Source organism: Rhizobium sp. 01T437 (genome assembly GCF_056398505.1).
In genome coordinates this window covers 1-20788 of the sequence record NZ_JBFTPM010000018.1, presented here as the reverse complement: position 1 = coordinate 20788, position 20788 = coordinate 1, and the positions used below count along the sequence as shown (strand labels likewise).

General features: G+C 58.2%; 23 protein-coding genes. All 23 read right to left on the bottom strand.

Annotated elements, in window-relative coordinates; all coding sequences use genetic code 11:
- Positions 1–119 precede the first annotated feature (119 nt).
- A complete protein-coding gene (locus AC1DM5_RS27980; protein ID WP_477976246.1) occupies positions 120–968 on the bottom strand; it encodes a WecB/TagA/CpsF family glycosyltransferase in 849 nt (282 codons plus the stop codon).
- A 290-nt stretch (positions 969–1258) separates the two neighbouring features.
- The gene (locus AC1DM5_RS27975; RefSeq protein ID WP_477819561.1) at positions 1259–1801 is read right to left on the bottom strand and encodes a hypothetical protein; all 543 of its coding nucleotides are present in this window, start codon (positions 1799–1801) and stop codon (positions 1259–1261) included.
- The gene (locus tag AC1DM5_RS27970) at positions 1801–2166 is read right to left on the bottom strand and encodes a hypothetical protein (RefSeq protein ID WP_113300728.1); all 366 of its coding nucleotides are present in this window, start codon (positions 2164–2166) and stop codon (positions 1801–1803) included. Before AC1DM5_RS27970 ends, AC1DM5_RS27975 begins: the two co-directional genes overlap by 1 nt.
- Before the next feature lie 11 nt (positions 2167–2177).
- A complete protein-coding gene (locus tag AC1DM5_RS27965) occupies positions 2178–2744 on the bottom strand; it encodes a rod-binding protein (RefSeq protein ID WP_007825009.1) in 567 nt (188 codons plus the stop codon).
- Between the two features lie 34 nt (positions 2745–2778).
- Positions 2779–3189 (bottom strand): hypothetical protein, encoded by a 411-nt coding sequence (locus tag AC1DM5_RS27960; protein ID WP_007825010.1) that lies wholly within the window; start codon positions 3187–3189, stop codon positions 2779–2781.
- A 6-nt stretch (positions 3190–3195) separates the two neighbouring features.
- A complete protein-coding gene (gene fliR / locus AC1DM5_RS27955; protein WP_477819560.1) occupies positions 3196–3948 on the bottom strand; it encodes a flagellar biosynthetic protein FliR in 753 nt (250 codons plus the stop codon).
- A complete protein-coding gene (flhA, locus tag AC1DM5_RS27950) occupies positions 3945–6032 on the bottom strand; it encodes a flagellar biosynthesis protein FlhA (RefSeq protein WP_477976244.1) in 2088 nt (695 codons plus the stop codon). The genes fliR and flhA overlap by 4 nt, the downstream gene beginning before the upstream one ends.
- 91 nt (positions 6033–6123) lie before the next feature.
- Entirely contained in the window at positions 6124–6390 is a 267-nt protein-coding gene (gene fliQ / locus AC1DM5_RS27945; protein ID WP_112541504.1) for a flagellar biosynthesis protein FliQ, read from the bottom strand.
- 116 nt (positions 6391–6506) lie between these two features.
- Positions 6507–6965, bottom strand: a complete 459-nt coding sequence (flgD, locus tag AC1DM5_RS27940) for a flagellar hook assembly protein FlgD (RefSeq protein WP_477819558.1) — start codon at positions 6963–6965, stop codon at positions 6507–6509.
- Positions 6956–7405, bottom strand: coding sequence for a flagellar biosynthesis repressor FlbT (flbT, locus tag AC1DM5_RS27935; protein WP_029868529.1), 450 nt, complete (start codon positions 7403–7405; stop codon positions 6956–6958). The genes flgD and flbT overlap by 10 nt, the downstream gene beginning before the upstream one ends.
- Positions 7402–7749, bottom strand: a complete 348-nt coding sequence (flaF, locus tag AC1DM5_RS27930) for a flagellar biosynthesis regulator FlaF (protein ID WP_029868528.1) — start codon at positions 7747–7749, stop codon at positions 7402–7404. Before flaF ends, flbT begins: the two co-directional genes overlap by 4 nt.
- Before the next feature lie 36 nt (positions 7750–7785).
- Positions 7786–8838, bottom strand: coding sequence for a flagellar hook-associated family protein (locus AC1DM5_RS27925; protein WP_477819557.1), 1053 nt, complete (start codon positions 8836–8838; stop codon positions 7786–7788).
- Between the two features lie 3 nt (positions 8839–8841).
- Positions 8842–10296, bottom strand: coding sequence for a flagellar hook-associated protein FlgK (gene flgK, locus AC1DM5_RS27920; RefSeq protein ID WP_477819556.1), 1455 nt, complete (start codon positions 10294–10296; stop codon positions 8842–8844).
- Between the two features lie 19 nt (positions 10297–10315).
- Positions 10316–11617, bottom strand: coding sequence for a flagellar hook protein FlgE (locus tag AC1DM5_RS27915; protein WP_477819555.1), 1302 nt, complete (start codon positions 11615–11617; stop codon positions 10316–10318).
- A gap of 127 nt (positions 11618–11744) precedes the next feature.
- A complete protein-coding gene (gene rem, locus AC1DM5_RS27910) occupies positions 11745–12416 on the bottom strand; it encodes a transcriptional activator Rem (protein ID WP_477976242.1) in 672 nt (223 codons plus the stop codon).
- Positions 12417–12696: 280 nt separating this feature from the next.
- Complete coding sequence (locus AC1DM5_RS27905) at positions 12697–13260, bottom strand: lytic transglycosylase domain-containing protein (protein ID WP_037072501.1); 564 nt, start codon at positions 13258–13260, stop codon at positions 12697–12699.
- Positions 13202–14644: a flagellar hook-length control protein FliK gene (fliK, locus tag AC1DM5_RS27900; RefSeq protein WP_477819690.1), complete on the bottom strand. Its 1443-nt coding sequence runs from the start codon at positions 14642–14644 to the stop codon at positions 13202–13204. Before fliK ends, AC1DM5_RS27905 begins: the two co-directional genes overlap by 59 nt.
- Before the next feature lie 4 nt (positions 14645–14648).
- Positions 14649–15947 carry a chemotaxis protein MotC gene (gene motC, locus AC1DM5_RS27895; RefSeq protein WP_477976240.1) on the bottom strand — a complete coding sequence of 433 codons (1299 nt, stop codon included), beginning with the start codon at positions 15945–15947 and terminating at the stop codon, positions 14649–14651.
- A 4-nt stretch (positions 15948–15951) separates the two neighbouring features.
- Complete coding sequence (locus tag AC1DM5_RS27890) at positions 15952–17232, bottom strand: MotB family protein (protein WP_477976238.1); 1281 nt, start codon at positions 17230–17232, stop codon at positions 15952–15954.
- A complete protein-coding gene (locus AC1DM5_RS27885) occupies positions 17229–17867 on the bottom strand; it encodes a hypothetical protein (protein WP_477819552.1) in 639 nt (212 codons plus the stop codon). The genes AC1DM5_RS27890 and AC1DM5_RS27885 overlap by 4 nt, the downstream gene beginning before the upstream one ends.
- A gap of 197 nt (positions 17868–18064) precedes the next feature.
- Positions 18065–19018, bottom strand: a complete 954-nt coding sequence (locus tag AC1DM5_RS27880; protein WP_477819689.1) for a flagellin N-terminal helical domain-containing protein — start codon at positions 19016–19018, stop codon at positions 18065–18067.
- Between the two features lie 288 nt (positions 19019–19306).
- A complete protein-coding gene (locus AC1DM5_RS27875) occupies positions 19307–20215 on the bottom strand; it encodes a flagellin N-terminal helical domain-containing protein (protein ID WP_477819551.1) in 909 nt (302 codons plus the stop codon).
- 253 nt (positions 20216–20468) lie between these two features.
- On the bottom strand, positions 20469–20788 hold a 320-nt coding region (locus tag AC1DM5_RS27870; RefSeq protein WP_477976236.1), incomplete at its 5' end, for a flagellin.

Below are 20788 nucleotides of genomic sequence, written 5' to 3'. Positions count from 1 at the left end.
GCGTCACATCTCATGCGCATGATGGCCGAGTTCGCTCAACCGCGCTGACGCGGAGGATTAAGCTACTCTAAATATACATGGCAAAGAAATGGTTAACCGGAACCTGCAGAAATCTGTAATCAGCCGGCTTTCTTCATCTGCTCGATTCTCTTCTGTTCGCCTGCAGTGTGCGCCCGTTCATCCGGCTGACTGAGGATGCGCGCACGCCGGCTGAAGCGATACTGGAAGACCCGGAAGAGGAATACCGGAATACCGAGGATATAGCGGCGCCAGAGGCGCGTCGGCTCCTGTACCAGGCGGTAGGCCCATTCCAGACGCATCATGCGCACGGTCTTCGGGGCGCGTGGCACAGTGCCCGAAACGAAATCGAAAAGTGCACCGACCGTCAGAACGAGACGTGCGTGGTCGGCGCGGATATTCTGATAGACCCATTTCTCCTGCAGTGGCGTGCCCATGCCGACGATCAGGATATCGAGCTTCTGGTGCTCCACCTCGTCGATAACGGATTCGGGATTGGCCTTGTCGAAAAAGCCGTCGGAGATCACGAAGAACTCGTGCCAAGGCGCGTGCCTGGAAAAGTTCTCGGCCGCCTTCTCAACGACCGCACGCGCGCCACCGATCAGGCCGATACGACGCGGCGTTTCCATGAAAGTCAGGAAGGCCGGTACGAAATCGGTACCGTTCAGATTGGCGGGAAACGGSGAACCATGCGTGACCTGGGATGCGATATTGAGACCGATACCGTCAGGCAGAACGAGGTTATGCGACATGATCTGATAGTACTCATCGTCGTGCAGTGCCGTCAGCATGTTGTGGGCGTTGACGAAGCAAACCACCGTCTGCCCGACGGGGATGGAAGCCAGTTCGTTGATGAAAACCAGCGCGTCGTCCCAACCGAGATCGCAGACCGGCAGATCGAAAATCGTCCGCCGCGATGCAAGCACCGCGAAGTTTGCAATCAGATTCATTCCAACCTCCTGCCGAGGGTGCGTCATGCGCCCGACATCCCGGAAAATAAGCCTACGTTTCCGCAGCAAAGGTCTTGTGAGGACCAGCAGCGTCCTGCTTGAAGCGATCTCCCCCAACCCCGTGGTGGCCATCCTCCCAAGCTTGTGCCGCGTTTATACCAACTCGGTTTCAAACAACCCTTAGGAAAAAACCTTGGATTTTCCTGCGCGCATAAGTAGTTAATTAACCAAGGCGTAAACGCAGAAACGGCGCCTTTCGGCGCCGTTTTTAACTGGTCGGTCGATCGTGATCAGTGACCGGCGGATGGAGCCGGCGTTTCGGATGCAGGCGCAGTCTCGATGATCTTGACCGGCGCGCCAACCTTCTGCGGCTTGCCGCCGGAATTTTCCTTCACGTCTTCCTTCGAAAGGTAGTCGAGCTGTTCCAGCATGACTTCGGCGACATATTCACCGCCGAGACGCTCGTTCATGCCCTTCTTGATCTCTTCGCGGAAAGCCCCGGGGTCGAAGGCCTTGACGTTGGAAACATCGATCATCTTGTTGCCGACGAGCAGGCTGAAGAGCTCGTCGGTCGTCATCTCCGTGATCGGCAGGTTGAGGCCCGCAATCATATCCTTGTGCATCATGAAGGAGATGCGGCCGAGGAAGTAACCGTTGACCGCACCGTTGCCGATGACGGGCACAGTGATCGTCTCGCCCTTCACAAGTTCAAGTGCGCTTTGCTTGGTATTCGATTCAACCGGCGCCGGCGCAGTCGCCATGTTCACCGAGAAATAGACCGATGCCAAGGTGACGGCGCAGACCCAGACGCCTGTGAGCACGAGCTTGATCATCAGGCATCCCGCGCGACAAACTGTTCCTGGGAATAGGTGCCGTCAGCATCAGCATCCTGCACGGCATTCTTCAGAAGATCGGCAACGGCGCGAACCGCCTCCAGATGCGCTTCGACGCGACGGGCGTTCAGCGTAAGCTTCTTCTTCAGACCGTGAAGCTGGTCCAGATGCGAAGCGGCAAGTTCGGCCGGATCGGTGTCGCGGAAAAGCATCGAGAGCTCGTACAGGCACCGGCTCTTATGCGCGTTGGAGACCTTGAGATCGAACTGCGGATCGCTGCCGATCCGGGTGTTCTCATTGTCGATTATCATTTCGAGGCGTCCGAGAACGGATTTGATCCTGTATTCGTTCGAAACTATTTCCATTTTATCCTCGATTATGCGTCGCTTGTTGCGGACTTATTGTCGGCAGTCGGAGTGCCGAAGGTCTTGCGCTGAAATTCGTCGATCATGCTCATCGCGGTCTTGCGATCGTCTTCATCCGTGGAGGCGTTGACGATCTTGCCTTCCTGGCGATGGAGCTGCTCGGCATACATCTGCTTGGCGATGCCGATGCCGTCACCCTTGGCCATGACGTTGCCGAGCTGCTCGGCCATCATGCCCTTCCAGATGTCGCCCGTTGCGCCTTTGCCGAAGACATTCTCGGCATCGCTCGGCAGCATGGACTTCACGAAGTTCTGCAGAACCATCGCCTCGAACTTCCGGTAGGTTTCCGGTACTTCCTCGGTCTTGGTACGGTTCTGAATGTTGTTCAGGCCACTCTTCTGCTTGACGTGGTCGAGAATGTCGACTGCGGAAGAAAAGCCGTTACCACTGTCGGCCAGGCTTGTCGCAGCAAAGGCTGCGCGGTTGGCCTTCAGCTTTTCCTGGGCAGCCTGAACCTCCATGGGGTCGGCCGCCTTGACGACGTCCATCACCAGATCGCTGGGGGGTGAAATAGCCACGTTACAATCCTCTAATGTAAGATCGTGGCGATTATTATTTTTGAAGCTTGCTGGAGGCTGGCGTTGCGAATTGCTGATCGATTACGTCATAGACCGCATTGTCATCTGCCTCGCGACGCTCTGCCTGGAGGGCATCGAGCATGTTTTCTTCAAGCCGGTCACCTTTGGCACGCTCGCGCGTCAGGCGCATTTCGTGCACCTGCTGCATGCCGGTCAACTGCTGGTCCTTGATGCTCAGCCGGCCGAATCGGTCGGCATAACTCTGCGAAAAAGCACGATGGATAGGGTCCAGCGAACCGAGCGCAAGAATGGCGACATCCATGGAGGCATTGACTTCGGCGCGCTGGCGGCTGGTTTCCGCGAGATCGTATTCCGCCATCTTTTCAAGATGCCGTTGCACCGCGACCAGGCGCTTGAGCTTGTCGGAACGCTTCTTCTCGATCATCGCCCCTCACCTTCCCACGTATATTGCGGCGAAGGATTGGCCGAATTGGCTGATCATTGCCGCGATCGAGAAATAGAGCAGGAAGAGGCCGCCCATCAGCAGATAAGGCGTGGAGATGAAGTAGACCGGGATCTGCGGCGCGAGCTTGTTGATGAAGCCGATCGAGATGTTGAAGATCAGCCCGTAAATCAGATAGGGGCTCGCCAGCCGCAGCATGATGTAGGTGGTCTGCTCCAGCGTATCAGTGAAGGTGATGAGCGTGGAACGCATCTGCATCAACCCGCCGAATGGCATGGTCGTATAGGAATCGATCAGCGCGCGGAAGACGATGTGATGGAAGTCCATGATGAAGAGAACCATCAGACCGGTCATTGTGATGAAGGCCGTCAAGCTGATTTCGGCCGAGTCTTCGACGACATCGCTCGTGCTCGGCTGCGTGTAGCCAACCATCATGGAGACGATCGAGGCGGCGAATTGCAGGCCGAGCGTATAGAGCCGGGCGAGCATGCCGTACATGACGCCGATCAGCGATTCGCTGAAAATCAGGCCGATATAGGTGCCGGAACTGGTGTGAACGGACGGATAAACCGTGTCCCAGAGCACCGGCAGCACCGCAAGCGAAAGTCCGCCGGCGATGAAGACGCGCAATTGCTCCGGAACACGGGCGGAAGAGAAACCCGGAAGGGTCAGCACACAGCCACCGATCCGGCAGAAAACCAGAAACAGCGCCAGAACTGTCCCTTGCGGGTCTGAAATCATGAAATCGAGCCCAAAATCTTGATTTCGATGCCCTTGGCCAGTTCCACATGCGAGAGGACGGGAAGCGTTGCGAAGAGTCGCTCGATGATCATGCGCACATAGGAGCGTGTTTCCGGCGACGTGACAAGGGCGAATGGCAGGCCTCTATCCATGAATTCACGGATAACCTTCGTCGCCTGTTCGCTGAACTCTTCCAGAGTGCGCGGGTCGATGTCGAATTCGACGACTTCGCCCTTGGCATCGCGCTTGAGCGCCTGGTGGAAGGCGAGATCCCATTTGCTGCCGAGTCGCAGCACGCGCAGCACGCCATTGTCCGCCAAGTCGCCGCAGAGCTGCTGGGCCATGCGGATGCGGACATGCTCGACGATCTGCTCCGTCTTTCTGACATGCGGGGCAAGTTCGGCAACCGCTTCCAGAATGAGGTGCAGGTTGCGGATCGAGACGCGCTCGGCAAGAAGCAGCTTCAGCACGGCCTGCAGGCCCGAATAGGACATGTGCGACGAGCAGATCTCGTCTGCGAGCTTCTTATATTCGGGGTCGAGACGATCGATCAGGATCTTCACGTCCTTGTAGGAGAGAAGCTGCGGCAGGTTGTTTCTGATAACCTCGCTCATATGCGTCAACACGACCGAGACGTTGTCGATCGGCTGGAAGCCTTCACGCTTCAAATCTTCGGCGAAGTTTTCGAGGATCGAAACCGCCGGCATGCCGAATGCGGGTTCGCGGATTTCATCACCCGGAATGCTCGGCTTCCGGCCCGCGCCGGTGACGACGAGAACTTCGCCGACACGCAGAAGGTTCGAAGCAACGGTCGTGCCGTGGATGCGGATCTGATACGACTTTTCGGGGATGCCGATATCGTCCGTCACCTTGATTTCCGGCACGACGAAACCGTACTGGGTCGCAAATTTCTTGCGCATCTTGCCGACGCGGAAGGCGAGTTCCTGATGGGCGCCAAGCAGGCGGGTTGAGACCATCTTGCCGAGAGCAAGCTCGATTTCGGACGTGCGAAGAACCGACTTGACCGAGTCCTTTTCGAGCTCCTTGCTCTGGACGACCTTCTTTTCCTCAGCATCGCGGCGGATCTTGTTTTCCGCTTCGACCTGACGCGGAATGAACCAGGCGCCGAAGGCGAGAAGACTGCCGAGGATCACGAAGGGGACAAACGGCAGGCCCGGCATCAGGGCCAGGATGAACATCAGCACGGCCGAGACGGAGAGCGCGCGGGGATAGCCGCTCAGCTGATTGACGACCGCCTGGTCGGTGGAGCCGGTGGTGCCGCCGCGCGAAACGAGAAGGCCGGCGGCGAGCGAGACGATGAGAGCCGGCATCTGCGAGACGAGGCCGTCACCAACCGACAGCTTGACGAAGACGTCGGCCGCTTCGCCGATCGGCATGCCGTGGCGGAAATAACCGATGATGATGCCGCCGAAGACGTTGATAGCGGTAATGAGAAGACCCGCGACCGCGTCACCGCGAACGAATTTCGACGCACCGTCCATCGCACCGAAGAAGGAGCTTTCTTCTTCCAGTTCCTTGCGGCGGCGCTGGGCTTCCTTCTCGTCGATGATACCAGCCGAAAGGTCGGCATCGATCGACATCTGCTTGCCGGGGATGGCGTCCAGGGTGAAACGCGCGCCGACTTCCGCGATACGCGTCGCACCCTTGGTGATGACGATGAAGTTGATGGTGATGAGGATCAGGAAGACGATCAGACCGATGACGAAGTCACCGGACATGACCAGGCTTGCAAAGCCGGCGATGACGCCGCCCGCAGCATCGTGCCCCTCGTTGCCGTGCGAAAGGATGACACGCGTCGTCGCAATGTTCAGCGCCAGTCGCGTCATCGTCGCGATCAGAAGGATGGTCGGGAAGGACGAGAAATCGAGAGGTTTCTGGATCCACAGCGCGACCATGAGGATCAGCACCGAGAAGGCGATCGAGAACGCCAGTCCCATGTCGATCAGGAACGGCGGGATCGGCAGAAAGAGGATGCAGATGATGCCGATGATGCCCATGGCAAAGCCGACATCACGTAGGCTCGGAGCGACTTTCGGAAGGGGTAGTGCAGGTGGTTGCGCCATAACGATTCCGTCTCTTCATGAGAGGAGGCGGACATCAGAGTCCGCCCAGTTCGGATCGACAGTTAAATGGCGAAGCTTGTGCGAAGTTGGCTCAGAAGCCGGACTGGATTCGCGAGAAGACCAGATTGGTAAAAATGGAAATCTGGGAGCCCACGAAAGGGGCAGAAATACCGACCGTCACCAGAACGGCAACGATCTTCGGGACGAAGGTGAGTGTCGCTTCCTGCACCTGTGTGAGCGCCTGGATCAGCGCGATCACGAGACCGACGACCATTGCCGCAATGACCGCAGGACCCGCGGCAATGAGAACGGTCCAGATCGCAGCCTGGAACAGGTCGAGTGCATCAGCTTCATTCATCGTCAGGCAACCTCATATCGCCTTGAAAGCAGCCAGCCCGGCTTTAACCGGACTGGTATTTTTGGCATCATCCAAACGAACGAGCGTCAGGCCCTTTCGTCGGCGCCGTCGTCACTTCAGGTATTATCCGAACCGCTATCATCGCCCGAAGCTTTGGGCGGCGCCGAATCAGAAACGGAGATGCCAGCCTGGATGAGGATTTTACCGCCATTGTCCAGCGTTGCAATGAGGCCGTCGGAATAAACCTTGACGGATTCGACCGTGCCCTTGGTCTTACCGTCGGCGCTTTCCATGTACTTGCCGACATAGCCGCTTGCCTGGGTCAGGCTGGAGCTCGTCAGCAGCGTGTCGAGCTTCGAGTTCGTCTGGATCGTCTGCTCGACCTGCGAGAAGCTCGCGAGCTGCGACATCTGCTCGCTGGCATCCATCGGATCGGTCGGATCCTGGTTCTTCATCTGCGCTACAAGCAACTGAAGGAAGTTGTCGTAATTCAGCGTCGCCTTCTGCTGCGCGGTCTTGGACGAGCCATTCGCGTTGCTGCCTCCACCTACGTTCTGGGTAGCGTCTACCGCCATGGTGCGATCTCCCTGCGAATCTGCTCGACCATTGTCGGGGGCAGTTCGTGATTGTTGAGAATGCCGTCTTCGATCGCGTAGAGACCGCGGATCGCCTTCAGCGCGTCGAAGGCGCGGCCAGTCGAAACGAGTGCATCGATACGCTTCAGCTCAGCGAGGATCTCCTCGTTCTTGAAGCATGTGAGCAGCATCGTGACCGACTTGCGGAACATCGCCGTCGAATGTTCCTTGCCCTCGGGATTGATGAGGATCATCTGGGCAATGAAATAGAGCTGGCGAAGCGGCGTGGTCGCGCCTTCCGGCTGAAGCACGTGGTTTTCGAGAAGGAACGTCACATCATTCAGGAATTCCAGTGCGACCTTACGGTCGACACGCAGGACAGCACCGTTGATGAAGATTCTTTCTCCGGCTTTCAGAGAAATGCGAAGTGTACTTTTCATTTAAGTCCATCCCTGATGATGGTGGTAACGTCGATGATGCCCTGGTAGTTATTCGACTGACGTTTTCTAATTCTGTCGCATTCTTTCAATATCCAGATCGCAATCGAGATGAGGTTCGCCCTGAGCTCGACCTCCAACTGGTTGTCGGGATGCTTCAAATCCTCAATGAAGCTGATCCACACCCTTCGCGTATAAAAGAGAGCTTCAATAGACTCCCGGCTGTACTTCTCTTTGTCGCGCGCCACCGAAAGCAGTTCGATCGAACGTTCGAGAACCTGCCATTCCCGCTCTTTCGCGTCGGCAACCGAGTCCTGCATGACCTCGGCATAAGAGAACTGATACATTCATGCATCCTTCTTTGTATTGCGCGCCTTTGCTCATCAAAGGTAGTTCACGAGACTCAACTGCTGGATCTTCGATACGATCGTGTAGGCGGTTTCGAGCTGGGTTTCCAAAGTCTTGACAAGGGTCGAGGCCTCATAGGGATCGACGCCCTGGATATCGACGAGCTTGGTCTGCATGATATTTGCCTGGGCATCGAGGGCGTCATTCGCCTTCTCGACGCGCTCCTGTGACAGACCGAGCTGACTACCCTGAGTGACGATACCCGTGGTGGCTCTGGTCGTATAGGTGATCGCCTTTGAAGAGACCGCGCTCATAGCGTCGGTGCTGAGGCTCTGCCCCATCAGGGCAGAGGTCACCACCGTCGCCAGAGCGAAGTAACGCATGCCTTCGGAATTGGCGTTGGTCGAGGATTCAACGACTTCCGAATTGCTGATACGGCTCGTCATGTTCTGGCTGGACGCCTTGGACCAGCCGGTTGTCGGGTCCGTCCAGGCCGCTTCGCTGAACATCGGCTCGACCTTGGTCTCGATGAAGGTCTTCATCTCGTCGCCGGTGAGTTGGTTAACCGGCTTCGGTGTCGGCAGGCCTGCCGCATAGGCATTCAAAGCTGTAACGATCGCCGCCGAAGTCGCAGTGGTTTTATCCGTTAGCGGCTGGATGTCGGTGTTGATGCCGGCAAAAAGATATTCGCCATTCACCATCGAGTTCGACGTGTCCATCATCGTGGAAAGCGCGCTCGTGGCCGACTGGATTGCGACCGTGATGCTGCCCGGATCGTGGCTGCTCTGAAGTGCGGTCAGCTTGGAAAGGAAGCTGTCGCCCGCCTTCTTCATCTTATCGAGCCCGGTTTGAGCCGATTCCATACGGGCGTCGACGAGAGCGTTGCTCAGCTTGATCGATTTGATGCGGTCGACTTCGCGCGTGAAGTCGATGCTCTTGGCTGCGTAACCGCCAAGCGACACACCGATATCTGCATAGGTGCCGGTGGTCGCTTCCATCGTCGCCTTCGTCATCTGGTTCTGCGCCTGACGGATCGTCAATCGCATGGCGTTTTGGATGGCCGAACTTGAAATAAATGAGCTCTTCATGGCTTAACTCGCAATATCCAGCAATGCTTTCAACATTTCGTCAACGGCGTTCAAAATTTTGGTCGCCGCCTTATAGGACTGCTCTATATCGAGAAGGAGCGTCAGTTCCTCATCGAGGTTGACACCTGTTTCATTGGAATAAGCTTCATCGGTTCGTGCTGCGGCAGCCTGGGTATTTTCCGCCGCCGTCGTCGCGTTGCTGCGGTTCTGCTCGAGCCAGCCGATAGAATTGGTGGCAAAGGTCAGGATGCCGACATTCGAGTCGAGACCGGTCTTCGGATCGAATGCAATCCCCGAATCCATCGACGTATAGAGACGGTCGAGCTCCGCGGTATAACCGCTCGAGCCGGTCGGGTTCGCAGCCGTGCTGGTCGCGTTGATGTTCCCGTCACGCAACCGCATCGGATCACCTCCCTTGGAGGTGACGACACGGTCGTTGATCGCGATCGTTCCGGCGATGCCTTTGATGATGGTACCAGCCGGCGGAACCCCGCCTGCGGTGCCAGTCGTCGGGTTTGTCCAGACGAAGAGGCCAGGATTGCCATCCTCCTGGTAAAGGTTCACAAGGCCGCGAGCGACTTCATCGAGCTGGTTCTGGAAAGTCGGTGCGATATCGTCGCGGATCTGCAGCAGCGAAGCCAGGCTGCCCTGCGCATTGGTCGTCGAGCCCGAGCCCATATTGACGGCCACACCATCGACATAGACCTTGTTGCCTGTTGTGTCAGCCGCATAGGACTGCGTCGGCTCGAAGCTGACCGCGCGTGGGATCGTCTCGAACAGCGTCGTGCCGTCAGCCGTATAGAGCACCATGTCGTTGTTGGCGCGTGTCGCTGTCGACACGCCAACGATCTGGTTGATCTGCTTGAGGACCTTTTCCCGCTCATCGAGAGCGCTCGAAGGATCCTCGTTGGATGATGTCGCCTTCTTGACGGCATTGTTGGCCGTTTCGAACTGCTTCAGCAGGCTGTTCAGCGAGTCGACCTGATTCTTGATCTGCTTGTCGGCATCGGCACGCTGCTGCTGCACTGCCTTGGAGGCATTGTTCAGCGAAGTCACAACGTCCTGCGCCGCCGTAATCGCACCCTGGGCGGCAATAAGGTCGCCCGGGGTGGCGCGGAAAGTGCCGAGCTTGTCGCGGAAGGTGCGCAGGGCAACTTCAGGCGACGTCTCGTTATCGTTGCCGCCCATGATCGACTTCAGATCTTCGAGGCCGCTCAGCAGAGTTTGCTGGGCGCTGTCCTGTGAGGACGCCTTGAGATACTGTTTCAGCAGCGCATCTTCTTGTGCGCGGCTGATCTTGACCACCTGGGCGCCGTTCAGCGAAGTGGTGAGCATCGCCTGCCGGCGCACATAGTCCTTGTTGCCGGCGTTCGAGATATTGTTCGATACGATGCTGCTCTGCGCGCCCGTATTGTTGAATATGCTCTGCGCGGTGTTAAGTGCTGAAGTGAGCGACATGGCTTACCCGTTACCCTTATTAACGCTTGAGGTTGACGAGAACGTCCATGAGATCGGAACCCGTCTGGAACACCTTGGAGTTGGCGGTGTAGCTGCGCTGGGATTCGATCATTTCCGTCAGCTCGCCGGCGAGGTCGACGTTCGAGCCTTCGAGGGCGCCCGACTGGATCTTGCCCAAGCCGCTGGTCTGCGGGAAGCCGGTAACAGTCACGCCCGACTTGCCGTTGGCCGAGTAGACGTTGCCGGACATCAGCGTCAGCAGGTCCGGGCTCGGCACATTGGCGAGCGGGATCTGGAAGACGGGCTTGGTGCTGCCGTCATCGTACTTCGAGTAGACGATACCGTCGGAGTCGATGGTGATATCGACCGGCGAATTCGCGCCCTGACCGTCGACGTTGCCAGTGCCCGAGAAGTTGTCGCCAACCTGGGAGAGGTCGAGCGTCATCTTGATGGTGAGGCCCGTCTTGGGGTCGACGATGTTTGTCGTCGACGGAGCCGCCGGCACCGTCATCTCGCCCTTGTCGTTGAACTCGATAGTGGTGGTGTTCACCGGACCCGACGTATAGGGAAAGGAACTCGTGCCGGTCGTTGCCTTGTCAGCATTGCGGTAGACCGCCATTTCCCACTGCGTCGTACCAGCGGCTGCCGGCGGAGATGCAGGGTTTGGAACCTTGGTGTAGTAGATGTCGTACATCACCTTACTGCCGAGCTTGTCGTAGGTGACCATCGAGTACTTCTGCGTGTCCGTGGTCGCCGTAGCGGCGTTTGCGCTCGGCAGGTTGGCCGGAACCGTTACAATCTTCGCGCCGGGCTTCAGATTGCCGTTCCATGTACCGTTTGCGGTCGGAACGGCTTGCAGCTTCTGGTCGCCGAGTACGTTGATCGGAACGAGGCCATCGAAACCGTTGACGACGACGGCTGGAGCCGAGGCGCCCCATGGATAACCCATGAGCGTGAAGCCGGCCGAGTTGACGAGGTTGCCGCTGTCGTCCTTCGTAAAGTCGCCGGCGCGGGTCAGGACAGGAACGCCGTCAGCGCCCTGGACGATGAAGAAGCCGTCGCCGGAAATTGCGAGGTCGTAACCGGAGGTCGTGTAGGAAATATCGCCCTGGTCGGAGACAGCCTGACGAACCGTCGTCGTCACGCCGCCCGAGTTGTAGTTGCCGGAGCCCGACGGCAGGACCAGCGACGAGAACGCGGTCGAAACTGCCTTGTAGCCGCTGGTGTTAACGTTCGCGATGTTATCGGAGACGGTGCTGAGGCGGTTTGCCTGCGCATTCATCCCCGATACTGCCGTCTTCATGCTGCCGAAAATGCTCATCTGAAAACCTCGTTTTACCTGCTAATTGCAACAGTATTTGGCGGGCCTTGCGTGAAGCTGTCTGTTGTGCCGGGTCGCCGATCGAAATATTCGGGACTTCCCGCGCGGCATGGCCCGCGCCGAAAAATCAATTCCAATCAATGCAATAGCCAAGAAAGCGCTTGGAATCGACCGGGTCGACACCGAGCTTCTTACGCAGCTTCTTGCGCAGCTTGGAGATGTGGCTTTCGACGACGTTTTCTTCGACTTCCTCGTCGAAAATGCCGTAGATCGCATTGAAGATCTGGGTCTTGGAGACGCGACGGCCGCGATTGGCAATCAAGTATTCGAGAATGCGGCGCTCGCGGCGCGGCAAAGCGAAGGTTTCGCCGTTGATTTCCGGATCGCGGCCATCGGAGAAGACGCGGATGGCACCGATGTCAGTGTGGTTGGCGATCGCCTTCAGGCGACGACGGATTGCAGCGGCACGCGCGAGAATCTCACGCGGATGCACCGGTTTGCGTACAACGTCGTCGACGCCGCAGTCGAAAAGAGCAAGTGTGTTTTCGAGCGATGGCTGGTCGCTGACCGCGATCACGGGCGCCATCGAGCGATCCCTGATCGCACGCGGCAACTCCATGGCGCGCTGCCCCTGGCCGATCAGGAATGCCTCGACCGCAGCGATATCAGAATCAGCCGCCGTCTGCACCCATTCGCCGAATTCATTGGGATCAAAGCCGGTTGAGGGAATTCCCTCCCGACCAAACAAAGAAGTGTAACCATCCTTCACGAGCTCACGCTCATCAACCACTACGATCATTCGTCCGCCTCCGAATCAGTGTGGCACATCGATGATCTATGGATACGAATCGCGCGAATCAGCGGCTACTCGTGAAAGTTAATGGCGGAAATTAATAATTGATTAAGAATTGGGTACCGATTTGATCTACATATAGTAGGTCAATAACGTTATGCACACAAAAATTTCGTGGAAAAGTTAACGCCCGCTTAATTACGTCTTGCAAGCAGGAATCGCGCCGGATTCTTGCCACACTTTGACACAGTTCGGTCATAATTGGTGAATTCAATTATTAATTGAATTAATTTCCGCAGAAATTACTCGCATTGGGAGTCCACTTGCCGTAGCCGGTGGCGACCAGATTTGCGATGACGCGGCAGACATACTGCTTCTGCGCCGGATTGTTGTTCGGTCCTGCATGGTATCTGGCTACCGCCATGGTCCACGTTTCGTGACGGTCGTGCAGGTTGCGCAGGAACTTTGCTGCATATTCCACGTTGCGGTGAGGGTCGAACATTTCCTCCACGGAGCTGAAGTTCTCGCCGTGGAAATAGTGATTGATCTGCATACATCCGATATCGATGAGCTTCGCGCCGCCCCTGCTCGCGGTGTCGAATTGCAACAACGCGGCCTGCTCGGAGGCTGGAAACAGAGCCTTCCCCTCGACGTTCATCGCATAGGGATAGAGCGATCCCTTGCGCCCGGTTTCCGTCAGCCCAACCGAATAGAGAATTCCCTCAGGGATCCCATATTTGGCGGCAGCAGACTGAATCTCCCGCTCACAGGCGCCGGTGGAAGCGGATGCGCTAGAGGTAAACGCTGCCAGAGCGGCTGCCGCCAGCGTCGACAGCAGAAGCGTTCTCAACACCGTTCCCACCCGCACCATTGAAGCCTCCATCCGTCTGCCGCGCTGTCTGGTTCTGGCGCTCGCGCGCCTCGCCGCCCTGGCCCTGCTGGGCGAGCGACTGTTGCTGCTGGGAAGTCTGTCCCTGGCTGTTTGCCTGGTTACCGGCATCAGCTCGCTCCACAGGGGCCATGCTGATGGTCACGTTGTCTATCGCGTAGCCCTGGCTGCGCAGCGCCTCGAGGATCTTGCCGTGATCTTCCTTGAGCTGGCGATAGGCCGCGCCGGTCTCGACCTTGAGATCGACGTTCAGCGTGTCGCCGGACAGACGCATCGTAGCCGTGACGAGGCCAAGATCGATCGGGCTCATCTGGATCTTGAGGGTGTTCACCACCTTGCCGGTGCTTGTCCATTCAGCGGCGTTCGACAAGGCGGAGCTCGGCTGCATGGCCTGCGCCCATTCCTTGTCACCCGAAAGCGCCGCTGTCACGTTCGCAGAATTCGGGTTCTGAACCAGGCCGAGATAGCGGCGTGATTCCAGAACGGAGACATTTTCGACGCTCGACTTTGCCGACTTCTCGGAGCCCGGCTGTTCGGCGCCGATCTGCATGTCCATCGTCTGGCCACGGCCATCGGCGCGGCTGATCCTGAACGTCTTGCCTTCGACACCTTCAGCATTCTCTGTTCCCGGCACATGCGCGTCGTTGCCATGCGGGGCAACGGCTGCCAATGCATCCGACACATGCGCATCAGCCTTGGCACCGTTTACGCCTTCGGCCTTGGCGTCTTCCTTGCCGGCCGCAGCGTCGTCCGCCTTCGCGACGGCATGATGAGCGGAAGCCTGCAGGACGGCCGCGGCATCACCGGGCTCCTTTTTCAGCAGGCCAAGAACGTCGGTGACATCGCCGTCGCCGGCTTCCGCGTCCGCATCGACAGCGGTATCGCCGTCGAGCGTGCCGGTCTTGATCTGCTTGGCAGGCTTGCCCACTGCCTGAGCAGCAGTCTCGGCTGCCTGATCCTTGGCGCCCGGCTTGCCCAGTCCGAAGACAGCAGTGTTCTTGCCCTGGTCCTTTTCGGACTTCACAGGCATCTTGCCAGCGTTTGCGATGGTTTCAGACTGCGCGTCCACCTGCCCCTTGAGCGAGGCATCGTTCAGATCGATCAATGGCTTCGGATGGCGGCCGCGCAGGTTGCGCGCTGCGGCCTCCGCGCTGTCGTTGGCGTCCGGCTGGTCGGACGTATCGACGGTATCGGCATCCTGATCGTTATTGCCGGCCTTGGAGAGGACATCCGAGAAGCCACCGTTCTGATCCGCGGCCTCGCCTTTGCCGGCCCCCCGACCGGATCTTACGGACGCAGACGCATCCGTGCCGGGCGCTCCGCCCGAGACGCTGATATCCATCATCATCTTACTTGCTTTCTTGGGCCAGGAGACCGTCGATTTCGTCGAGTTTGGATCGATTGGTCGTCACGAAAGAGGTGAATGAAGGGTCGACATCCTGGCTTCTCGTGCCAGCAGAAGCCGCGCCTTCGACAACAGGTCCCGGAGCAGCAGTTGGCGCTCCTTCCGGTTGCGCAGCCGTGGCGGCTGCAGCCTGTTCAGAAGTGATTTCTTGATTAGTATTATTAGGGGTCGAGCCTTGTGTCAGGCTTGCCGGATCCGGAGCCCGCAATATCTGCTCGGCGACGGATCTTGCGGCAGCTTGCAGCGCCTGGTCCTGTGGCGAGAGCGATGCGCCGGAGATATTGGCGATATATTTGGCAGCCTGGTCAATATCGTCGGTGGGGACGTTCGCCATGCCGTTATAGAAATCGGCGAGCGGTCCAAAAGGATTGTCCGTCCCCTCGCCCAGCGACTGAACGCGCTGGGCAGCCATACGGGCGAGATCGGGCTTTCCGGCGATCGCAGCAGCACGCGCGACACGCAGATAGACCTCGCGCTGCCGCGGCGCATCCATGAAGGACAGGATATCGACGACCGTCTGCGGACTGACATCGTGATCGTGGCTGACGATCAGCTTGACGAAGAGATCGGCGAACTGGCTGGCATAGGGCGAATGGAGGAAGCGGCGGATATAGCGTTGCGAATAGGCGACCCCCTTGTCGACCTGCCCGGTTTCGACGCAGATGGCGACCGAGCGGCGTAGCGCCGCCTCCTCCACGATGGTGCCGGGTGCATTGAGCCGCGCTCTGTCATACAGCGTAAGGGCATCCACTGGCTTCGTGGCGATCAACACATTGCCACCGATCAGCGCGAGATACGGGCCGATCTTCTTGCCTTCATACTCCTTGGYGGTTTCTTCCAGCGTCCTAGAGACAAGCAGGCCCTTGCCGCTCAGATATTTCCGCAACACGTCGGTGACGCGATTGTCGAAGTAGCCATTGACGTCATGGGCGACGAGATATTCCAGCGTCTGAGGATTGCCGCCGCTCATAACGTAGATCAGCGCGGCATCGACATTGCGATCGTCGTCGTAGACGGACGGATCGACGTTGCGCAGGCGCTGATCGATCTTGCCGAGCATGAAGCGCTGCATTTCACCGGCGGAATGATCGCCTGCTACAACCGAGTCCTGAACGAACTGCAGAGAGCGCAGCATCTTGTATGGCGCGAGATCGTCCGCATCCGCGGTATGACCGACGGCGGGCGACATCATCGCCAGGCCAAAGACCGCATATCTGAAATAGCGATGCTGCCTGCGCGTCATGCGACTATCCTTGATCTGCCTGCACGAGTATCTCGATCCGGCGGTTTGACGCGTTGAAGGGGTCCTCGGGCAGCTTCAGGCGACGGTCAGCGAAGCCGGAAACCTGGGAAAYGCGCTTCTCATCGAGGCCGCCGCGAACGAGCATGTAGTAAGCGCTCTGGGCACGGTCCATCGAGAGACGCCAGTTCTCGTTGAGATCGCCCTTGAACTTCCGGCCGTCCGTATGGCCACGGACGGCGACGGCTCCGCCCCTCTGCTTCAGGATCGCGCCGATCTTCTGCATCGCGAGCACCATCTCCTGGCGCGGCACTGCAGAGCCGATGTTGAACATGGAGTCGTCGTTCTGGTCGGAAATGCTCACCAGCAGGCCACCTTCGGACGCCGTCACCGTCAGGCCCTCGGCGAGCTTGCCGGCGACGCCCGCGATCTGCTGGGCAATCTCTTGCTGCAGTTCCTCGGCCTGCTGCTTGTCTTCGGCTTGCTTGGCCTCTTCCTTTTTGTCGGCGTCCTTGGTCTTGTCCGCCTGCTTGTCTTTGGTCTTATCCGCTTTCTTGTCCGCCTGCTTCTCAGTCGAAGCGGCGACGGCAGCGCTGTTGGGGTCCTTGCTCAGCAGAGCGGAGGGCTGGGTATTTTCGGCCTTGGCGAGTTCATTCGGTTCGGCCTGCGAATCGAGCGGCGAAGGCTGCTGCGGCTTGCCGGCGGTGGTAACTTCGACCTGCTTGGTCCAGAAATCCGGATCGAAGGGGTCGCGGTAGGCTTCGCCGCCATCGGCACCAGTAGCCGGGCCTGAATCCGCCGCACCGCCGTCACCCTTGGCGCTGACGTTCGCCTGCTGGCCAACTTCCTGGGCAATCTCGGCGAGAACCGAATAGGGGTTCTCGAAGAAATCGGCTTCCGAATAATTGGTCTTGTCACCGGAGGTCGAGGTCTGGTCCTCACCGTCAGCGGCAGACTTACCCTGGTTCGGATTCTCTTCCTTATTCTTCGACTTTTCCTGGTTCTGCTCGCCCTCGGCCTGGTCGACTGGCTTCTTCAAGCCTTTTTCGGTCGGCTTTTCGTCGGAAAGCTTGATCGGATTAAAATAGGTCGCGATCGAGGCTTTGGTTTCTTCGTTGGCGGCGTTGACGAGCCACATGACGAGGAAGAAGGCCATCATTGCCGTCATGAAGTCAGCATAAGCAATTTTCCACGCACCGCCATGAGCGCCGTCGTGATCGCCACCGCCATGTTTCTTGACGATGATGATCTCGTTCTTGCCGTGGTGATGGTTTTCGCCGTCGCTCATTCGGAAACTTTCTTCAAGCTAGCCGCCCAGGCGGAGATACGGGTAACGAGGACAGTTTCGCCAATCTCGGCAGCAAGGTCGATGTCATCAGCCTCATGATGGCGGACCAATGCGGCATGCTCTGCGAGTTCATCCTTGAGGATATCGAAAAGCTTGGCCGGACCACGCACGACGATCGGCGCCACCGCGCCGTCGAGGATCGCCTCGCGCAGCAGGACGGCGAGATTTTCGGTCGCTTTTTTTGCGAGCGCTTCGGTCATGATCGGTGTGATGGCTGCTGCAGTCACTTCGCTGACGAGCGTGGCAATCTCTTCGGCCATATCGCGGATACGGGAAGCGATCACCGCAGCCGCTTCGATCTCGTAGCGGAGTTTCAGCTCCTCGAGTTCACGCACATGCGCTTCGGCCGCGGCCTGGGCTTCGCCTTCGTATTTTTCGGTCAGTTCCACGGTTGCTGCCGCGAAACCTTCGGAATAGGCCTCGCGCCGCTCCGCCTCGACGTCGATTTCGGGCTCCTGCGGCAGATCCGCAAATGCGGAGGCGGTTTCGGCAGCGAAATCATCAACATCGATGATCGGTGCCGAGGGACTCGGCTCACCGAAATCCTTCAAATACCGGGAAAGCATAATGCTCATGAAAAACCGTCCAGTATTCGGGAGGCACGCGGCATGCCCCCGCTTGAAAAATGACCATCGTCCTTGCCTGCATGCCGTTCCGGAGCGGAGAGAGGCCCAGGGCCTGTCGCCGGCATGGATTCGGACGCTGCCTTCATGCCGGAAACTAGAAACCCAAACTTGCGCGAGGATGAATGGTGCCGCCCCCGCGCCGATCATTATTCGAGCAGGATGAGAATCTTGCTGGCTGATGCATTCAGAATGGAGATCGCTTCAACGGCCATCTGCTTCTGGGTTTCGATGGCCTTTTGGCGGGTCGAGGCCTCGTCCATATCGGTGTCGACGAGGGCGCCGACGCTCTTGTCAACAGCGTCGGACAGGTCTGCGGTGTAATCGATCTGATCGTCGATGCGGGCCTTCATGATACCAATCCCTGCTGCCGAATTCGTAAGCTGCTTGAGCATGGCGTCCGTGGCCGTCAGCATATCCGTGAGCTGCGAGTCGGTGGTCGACTTGCTGATGGAGATTTCCGTGCCGGCCGCCGGCGTCGCGGAGTTCACGTTCAGGAGATAGTAATTGCGGACCGGCGTGCCGTCAGCATTGCCATTGACCGCCTTGGTGAACAGGCCGCCATTCGCATTGTTCCTGTCTATCAGGATGGTCTGAGACGACGGAAAATCGATGGTCTGCGCCTGATACTCGCCTGTTGGGGCACGCACGAAGCTGCCGATGATCTTCCACTGCGGGGGTGCTGCAGGCTCGCCATTCAAAAGCCAGTTCTCGCCGGCGAAGGACGTTCCTTCGACCATTGTCTGGAGCTGGTTCTTGTATTCGGTGATTTCCGCATTGATCTTGTCCTTGTCGGCGCCGGGCTCACGCGCAGCAACCAGCTTGGCTCTGAGATCGCCGAGGAGATCGATGGCGGAGTTCATCGCCGTATAGGTCGAATCAACCTTTGCGGCGCCAAGGCCAAGGGCATCGCCAATGGTGCCCAGATTGGTACTGTCGCCGCGCATGACGCTCGCGATCGACCAATAGGTCGCATCGTCGGCGGCAGTCGCGACGCGCTTCCCCGTAGAAATCTGCTGCTGTACGTCTGTTGATTCTTTAGTGATGCTGCGCAGCACTGCCAGCGCACTCACCGCGGCCGCGTTGGTAATCTTAACGGTCATCGACATGGTCTCGGAAAGGTGAAGGGGCAGGCCGGTTTTGCCGGCAGCGACTGAACTGGCTTCATGCCGCCGGCGGGTCCCCCACACCGGTGCGTCGCAAAACAAATCAACTACCGGCAACGTTAACCCGATATCAACCACTTCCGCAAGAGCGGAAACGGGGATTGAAACAGAAACGCCGGTGCCTTACAAATTATTGAAATAAAAGAAAAACCGCGCCGTTTCGGCGCGGTTTCCAGGCTGCCGCAAATTGGCAGCACAAGGTTTGGTCCAGCTTCAACCGTTGGCTTAGCTGCGGAAGAGCGTGAGGACGTTCTGAGCGCTGGAGTTTGCAATCGAGAGCGACTGGATCGCCAGCTGCTGCTGTGTCTGCAGTGCCGTGAGCCTGCTCGATTCCTCTTCCATATCGGCGTCCACGAGACGGCCGACACCGGAGTCGATCGAGTCGCCGAGGGCCGCGACGAAGTTTTCCTGCAACTCGATGCGGTTGGAGATGGAGCCGAGCTGAGAAGCTGCCTTCGTCATTGCCTCCAGGCCCGCTTCGATTGCCGTCAGTGCCATAGCAATTTCCGGCTGACCAAAGGAGGTGATGTTCATGGTGTAGATCGAGCCGATCGTGCCGTTGGAGCTGCCGATAATGCCAGTGCTCGAATCGATGATGCCGGTCGAGGTCATGCCGAACAGGACGTTACCATTGGAAGCCGCATCCAGGACGTAGTCAGTCGTCTTGACCGAGACATTGCCGTTGCCATCGCGGACGAAGGTGGAAACGACGCTCTTGGTCGCGTTGCCTGCAACCCAGTTTTCGCCGGAGAAAGAAGCCGACTGGGAGATGCTCATGAGCTGCGCTTGGAGCTGGCTGATTTCTTCCTGGACCTTGGTCTTGTCGACACCCTTTTCAGTTGCGGCGACGATCTTGGACTTGATTTCGCTGACGACATCGATGGCGTTGTCCATGGCGGTGTAGGCGGTATCGACCTTTGCAGCGCCGAGGCCGAGGGCGTCGGAAACGGCCGAGAGGGCCTTGTTGTCCGAACGCATGGTCGTTGCGATCGACCAATAGGCTGCGTTGTCTGCTGCCTTTTCAACGCGATAGCCGGAAGATACGCGAGCTTGAGTATCCTGAAGATTGTTGCTGATACCGCGGAGGGTCTGGAGGGCGGCCATAGCCGCGACGTTCGTCAAAATGCTTGTCATGAAATGATTGCCCCTTGCTGGCAGGCGTTAATAAAAGGGACATTCCGGAATAGCGCCCGGGAACGACGATCAGCCTTCATGCCTGTTAACCTGTTCTTAAATTTGGTTAACTCGCCGTCTCGTTGAGACGCAGATGACAGCAATATGGTTAATCAATCGTTAACGGAAATTAAAAAAGCCGCGCTCCATCGAAGCGCGGCTCGATTTCCATGGGACCCGCCGGTCACCCGGCGGGTTATGTTTCGCGATCCTATTAGCCGCGGAAGAGCGACAGGATGTTCTGCGAAGAAGAGTTGGCGATCGAGAGAGACTGGATCGCGAGCTGCTGCTGCGTCTGGAGAGCAGAGAGCTTGGAGGATTCTTCTTCCATGTTGGCGTCGACCAGGCGGCCGACACCGGAGTCGATCGAGTCGCTCAGAGCGTTGACGAAGTCGTCCTGCATGTTGATGCGAGTGGTGATCGAACCGAGCTTTGCACCGGCAGAGGTCATGGCCTTCAGTGCGTTTTCGACGTTGGTCAGAGCGAGACCGAGGTCACCGATGGTCATGCTGGTGATGTCGAGCGAGTAGACCG

Excerpts from the sequence above, each read along its gene's own strand:
- flhA (WP_477976244.1), bottom strand. The coding sequence starts at position 6,032 with ATGGCGCAACCACCTGCACTACCCCTTCCGAAAGTCGCTCCGAGCCTA.
- fliQ (WP_112541504.1), bottom strand. The coding sequence starts at position 6,390 with ATGAATGAAGCTGATGCACTCGACCTGTTCCAGGCTGCGATCTGGACC.
- AC1DM5_RS27970 (WP_113300728.1), bottom strand. The coding sequence starts at position 2,166 with ATGGAAATAGTTTCGAACGAATACAGGATCAAATCCGTTCTCGGACGC.
- rem (WP_477976242.1), bottom strand. The coding sequence starts at position 12,416 with ATGATCGTAGTGGTTGATGAGCGTGAGCTCGTGAAGGATGGTTACACT.
- AC1DM5_RS27960 (WP_007825010.1), bottom strand. The coding sequence starts at position 3,189 with ATGATCGAGAAGAAGCGTTCCGACAAGCTCAAGCGCCTGGTCGCGGTG.
- fliR (WP_477819560.1), bottom strand. The coding sequence starts at position 3,948 with ATGATTTCAGACCCGCAAGGGACAGTTCTGGCGCTGTTTCTGGTTTTC.
- AC1DM5_RS27880 (WP_477819689.1), bottom strand. The coding sequence starts at position 19,018 with ATGACCGTTAAGATTACCAACGCGGCCGCGGTGAGTGCGCTGGCAGTG.
- fliK (WP_477819690.1), bottom strand. The coding sequence starts at position 14,644 with ATGATGGATATCAGCGTCTCGGGCGGAGCGCCCGGCACGGATGCGTCT.
- AC1DM5_RS27925 (WP_477819557.1), bottom strand. The coding sequence starts at position 8,838 with ATGAAGAGCTCATTTATTTCAAGTTCGGCCATCCAAAACGCCATGCGA.
- AC1DM5_RS27915 (WP_477819555.1), bottom strand. The coding sequence starts at position 11,617 with ATGAGCATTTTCGGCAGCATGAAGACGGCAGTATCGGGGATGAATGCG.
- flbT (WP_029868529.1), bottom strand. The coding sequence starts at position 7,405 with ATGAAAAGTACACTTCGCATTTCTCTGAAAGCCGGAGAAAGAATCTTC.
- AC1DM5_RS27975 (WP_477819561.1), bottom strand. The coding sequence starts at position 1,801 with ATGATCAAGCTCGTGCTCACAGGCGTCTGGGTCTGCGCCGTCACCTTG.
- AC1DM5_RS27875 (WP_477819551.1), bottom strand. The coding sequence starts at position 20,215 with ATGACAAGCATTTTGACGAACGTCGCGGCTATGGCCGCCCTCCAGACC.
- flgK (WP_477819556.1), bottom strand. The coding sequence starts at position 10,296 with ATGTCGCTCACTTCAGCACTTAACACCGCGCAGAGCATATTCAACAAT.
- flgD (WP_477819558.1), bottom strand. The coding sequence starts at position 6,965 with ATGGCGGTAGACGCTACCCAGAACGTAGGTGGAGGCAGCAACGCGAAT.
- AC1DM5_RS27885 (WP_477819552.1), bottom strand. The coding sequence starts at position 17,867 with ATGAGCATTATGCTTTCCCGGTATTTGAAGGATTTCGGTGAGCCGAGT.
- flaF (WP_029868528.1), bottom strand. The coding sequence starts at position 7,749 with ATGTATCAGTTCTCTTATGCCGAGGTCATGCAGGACTCGGTTGCCGAC.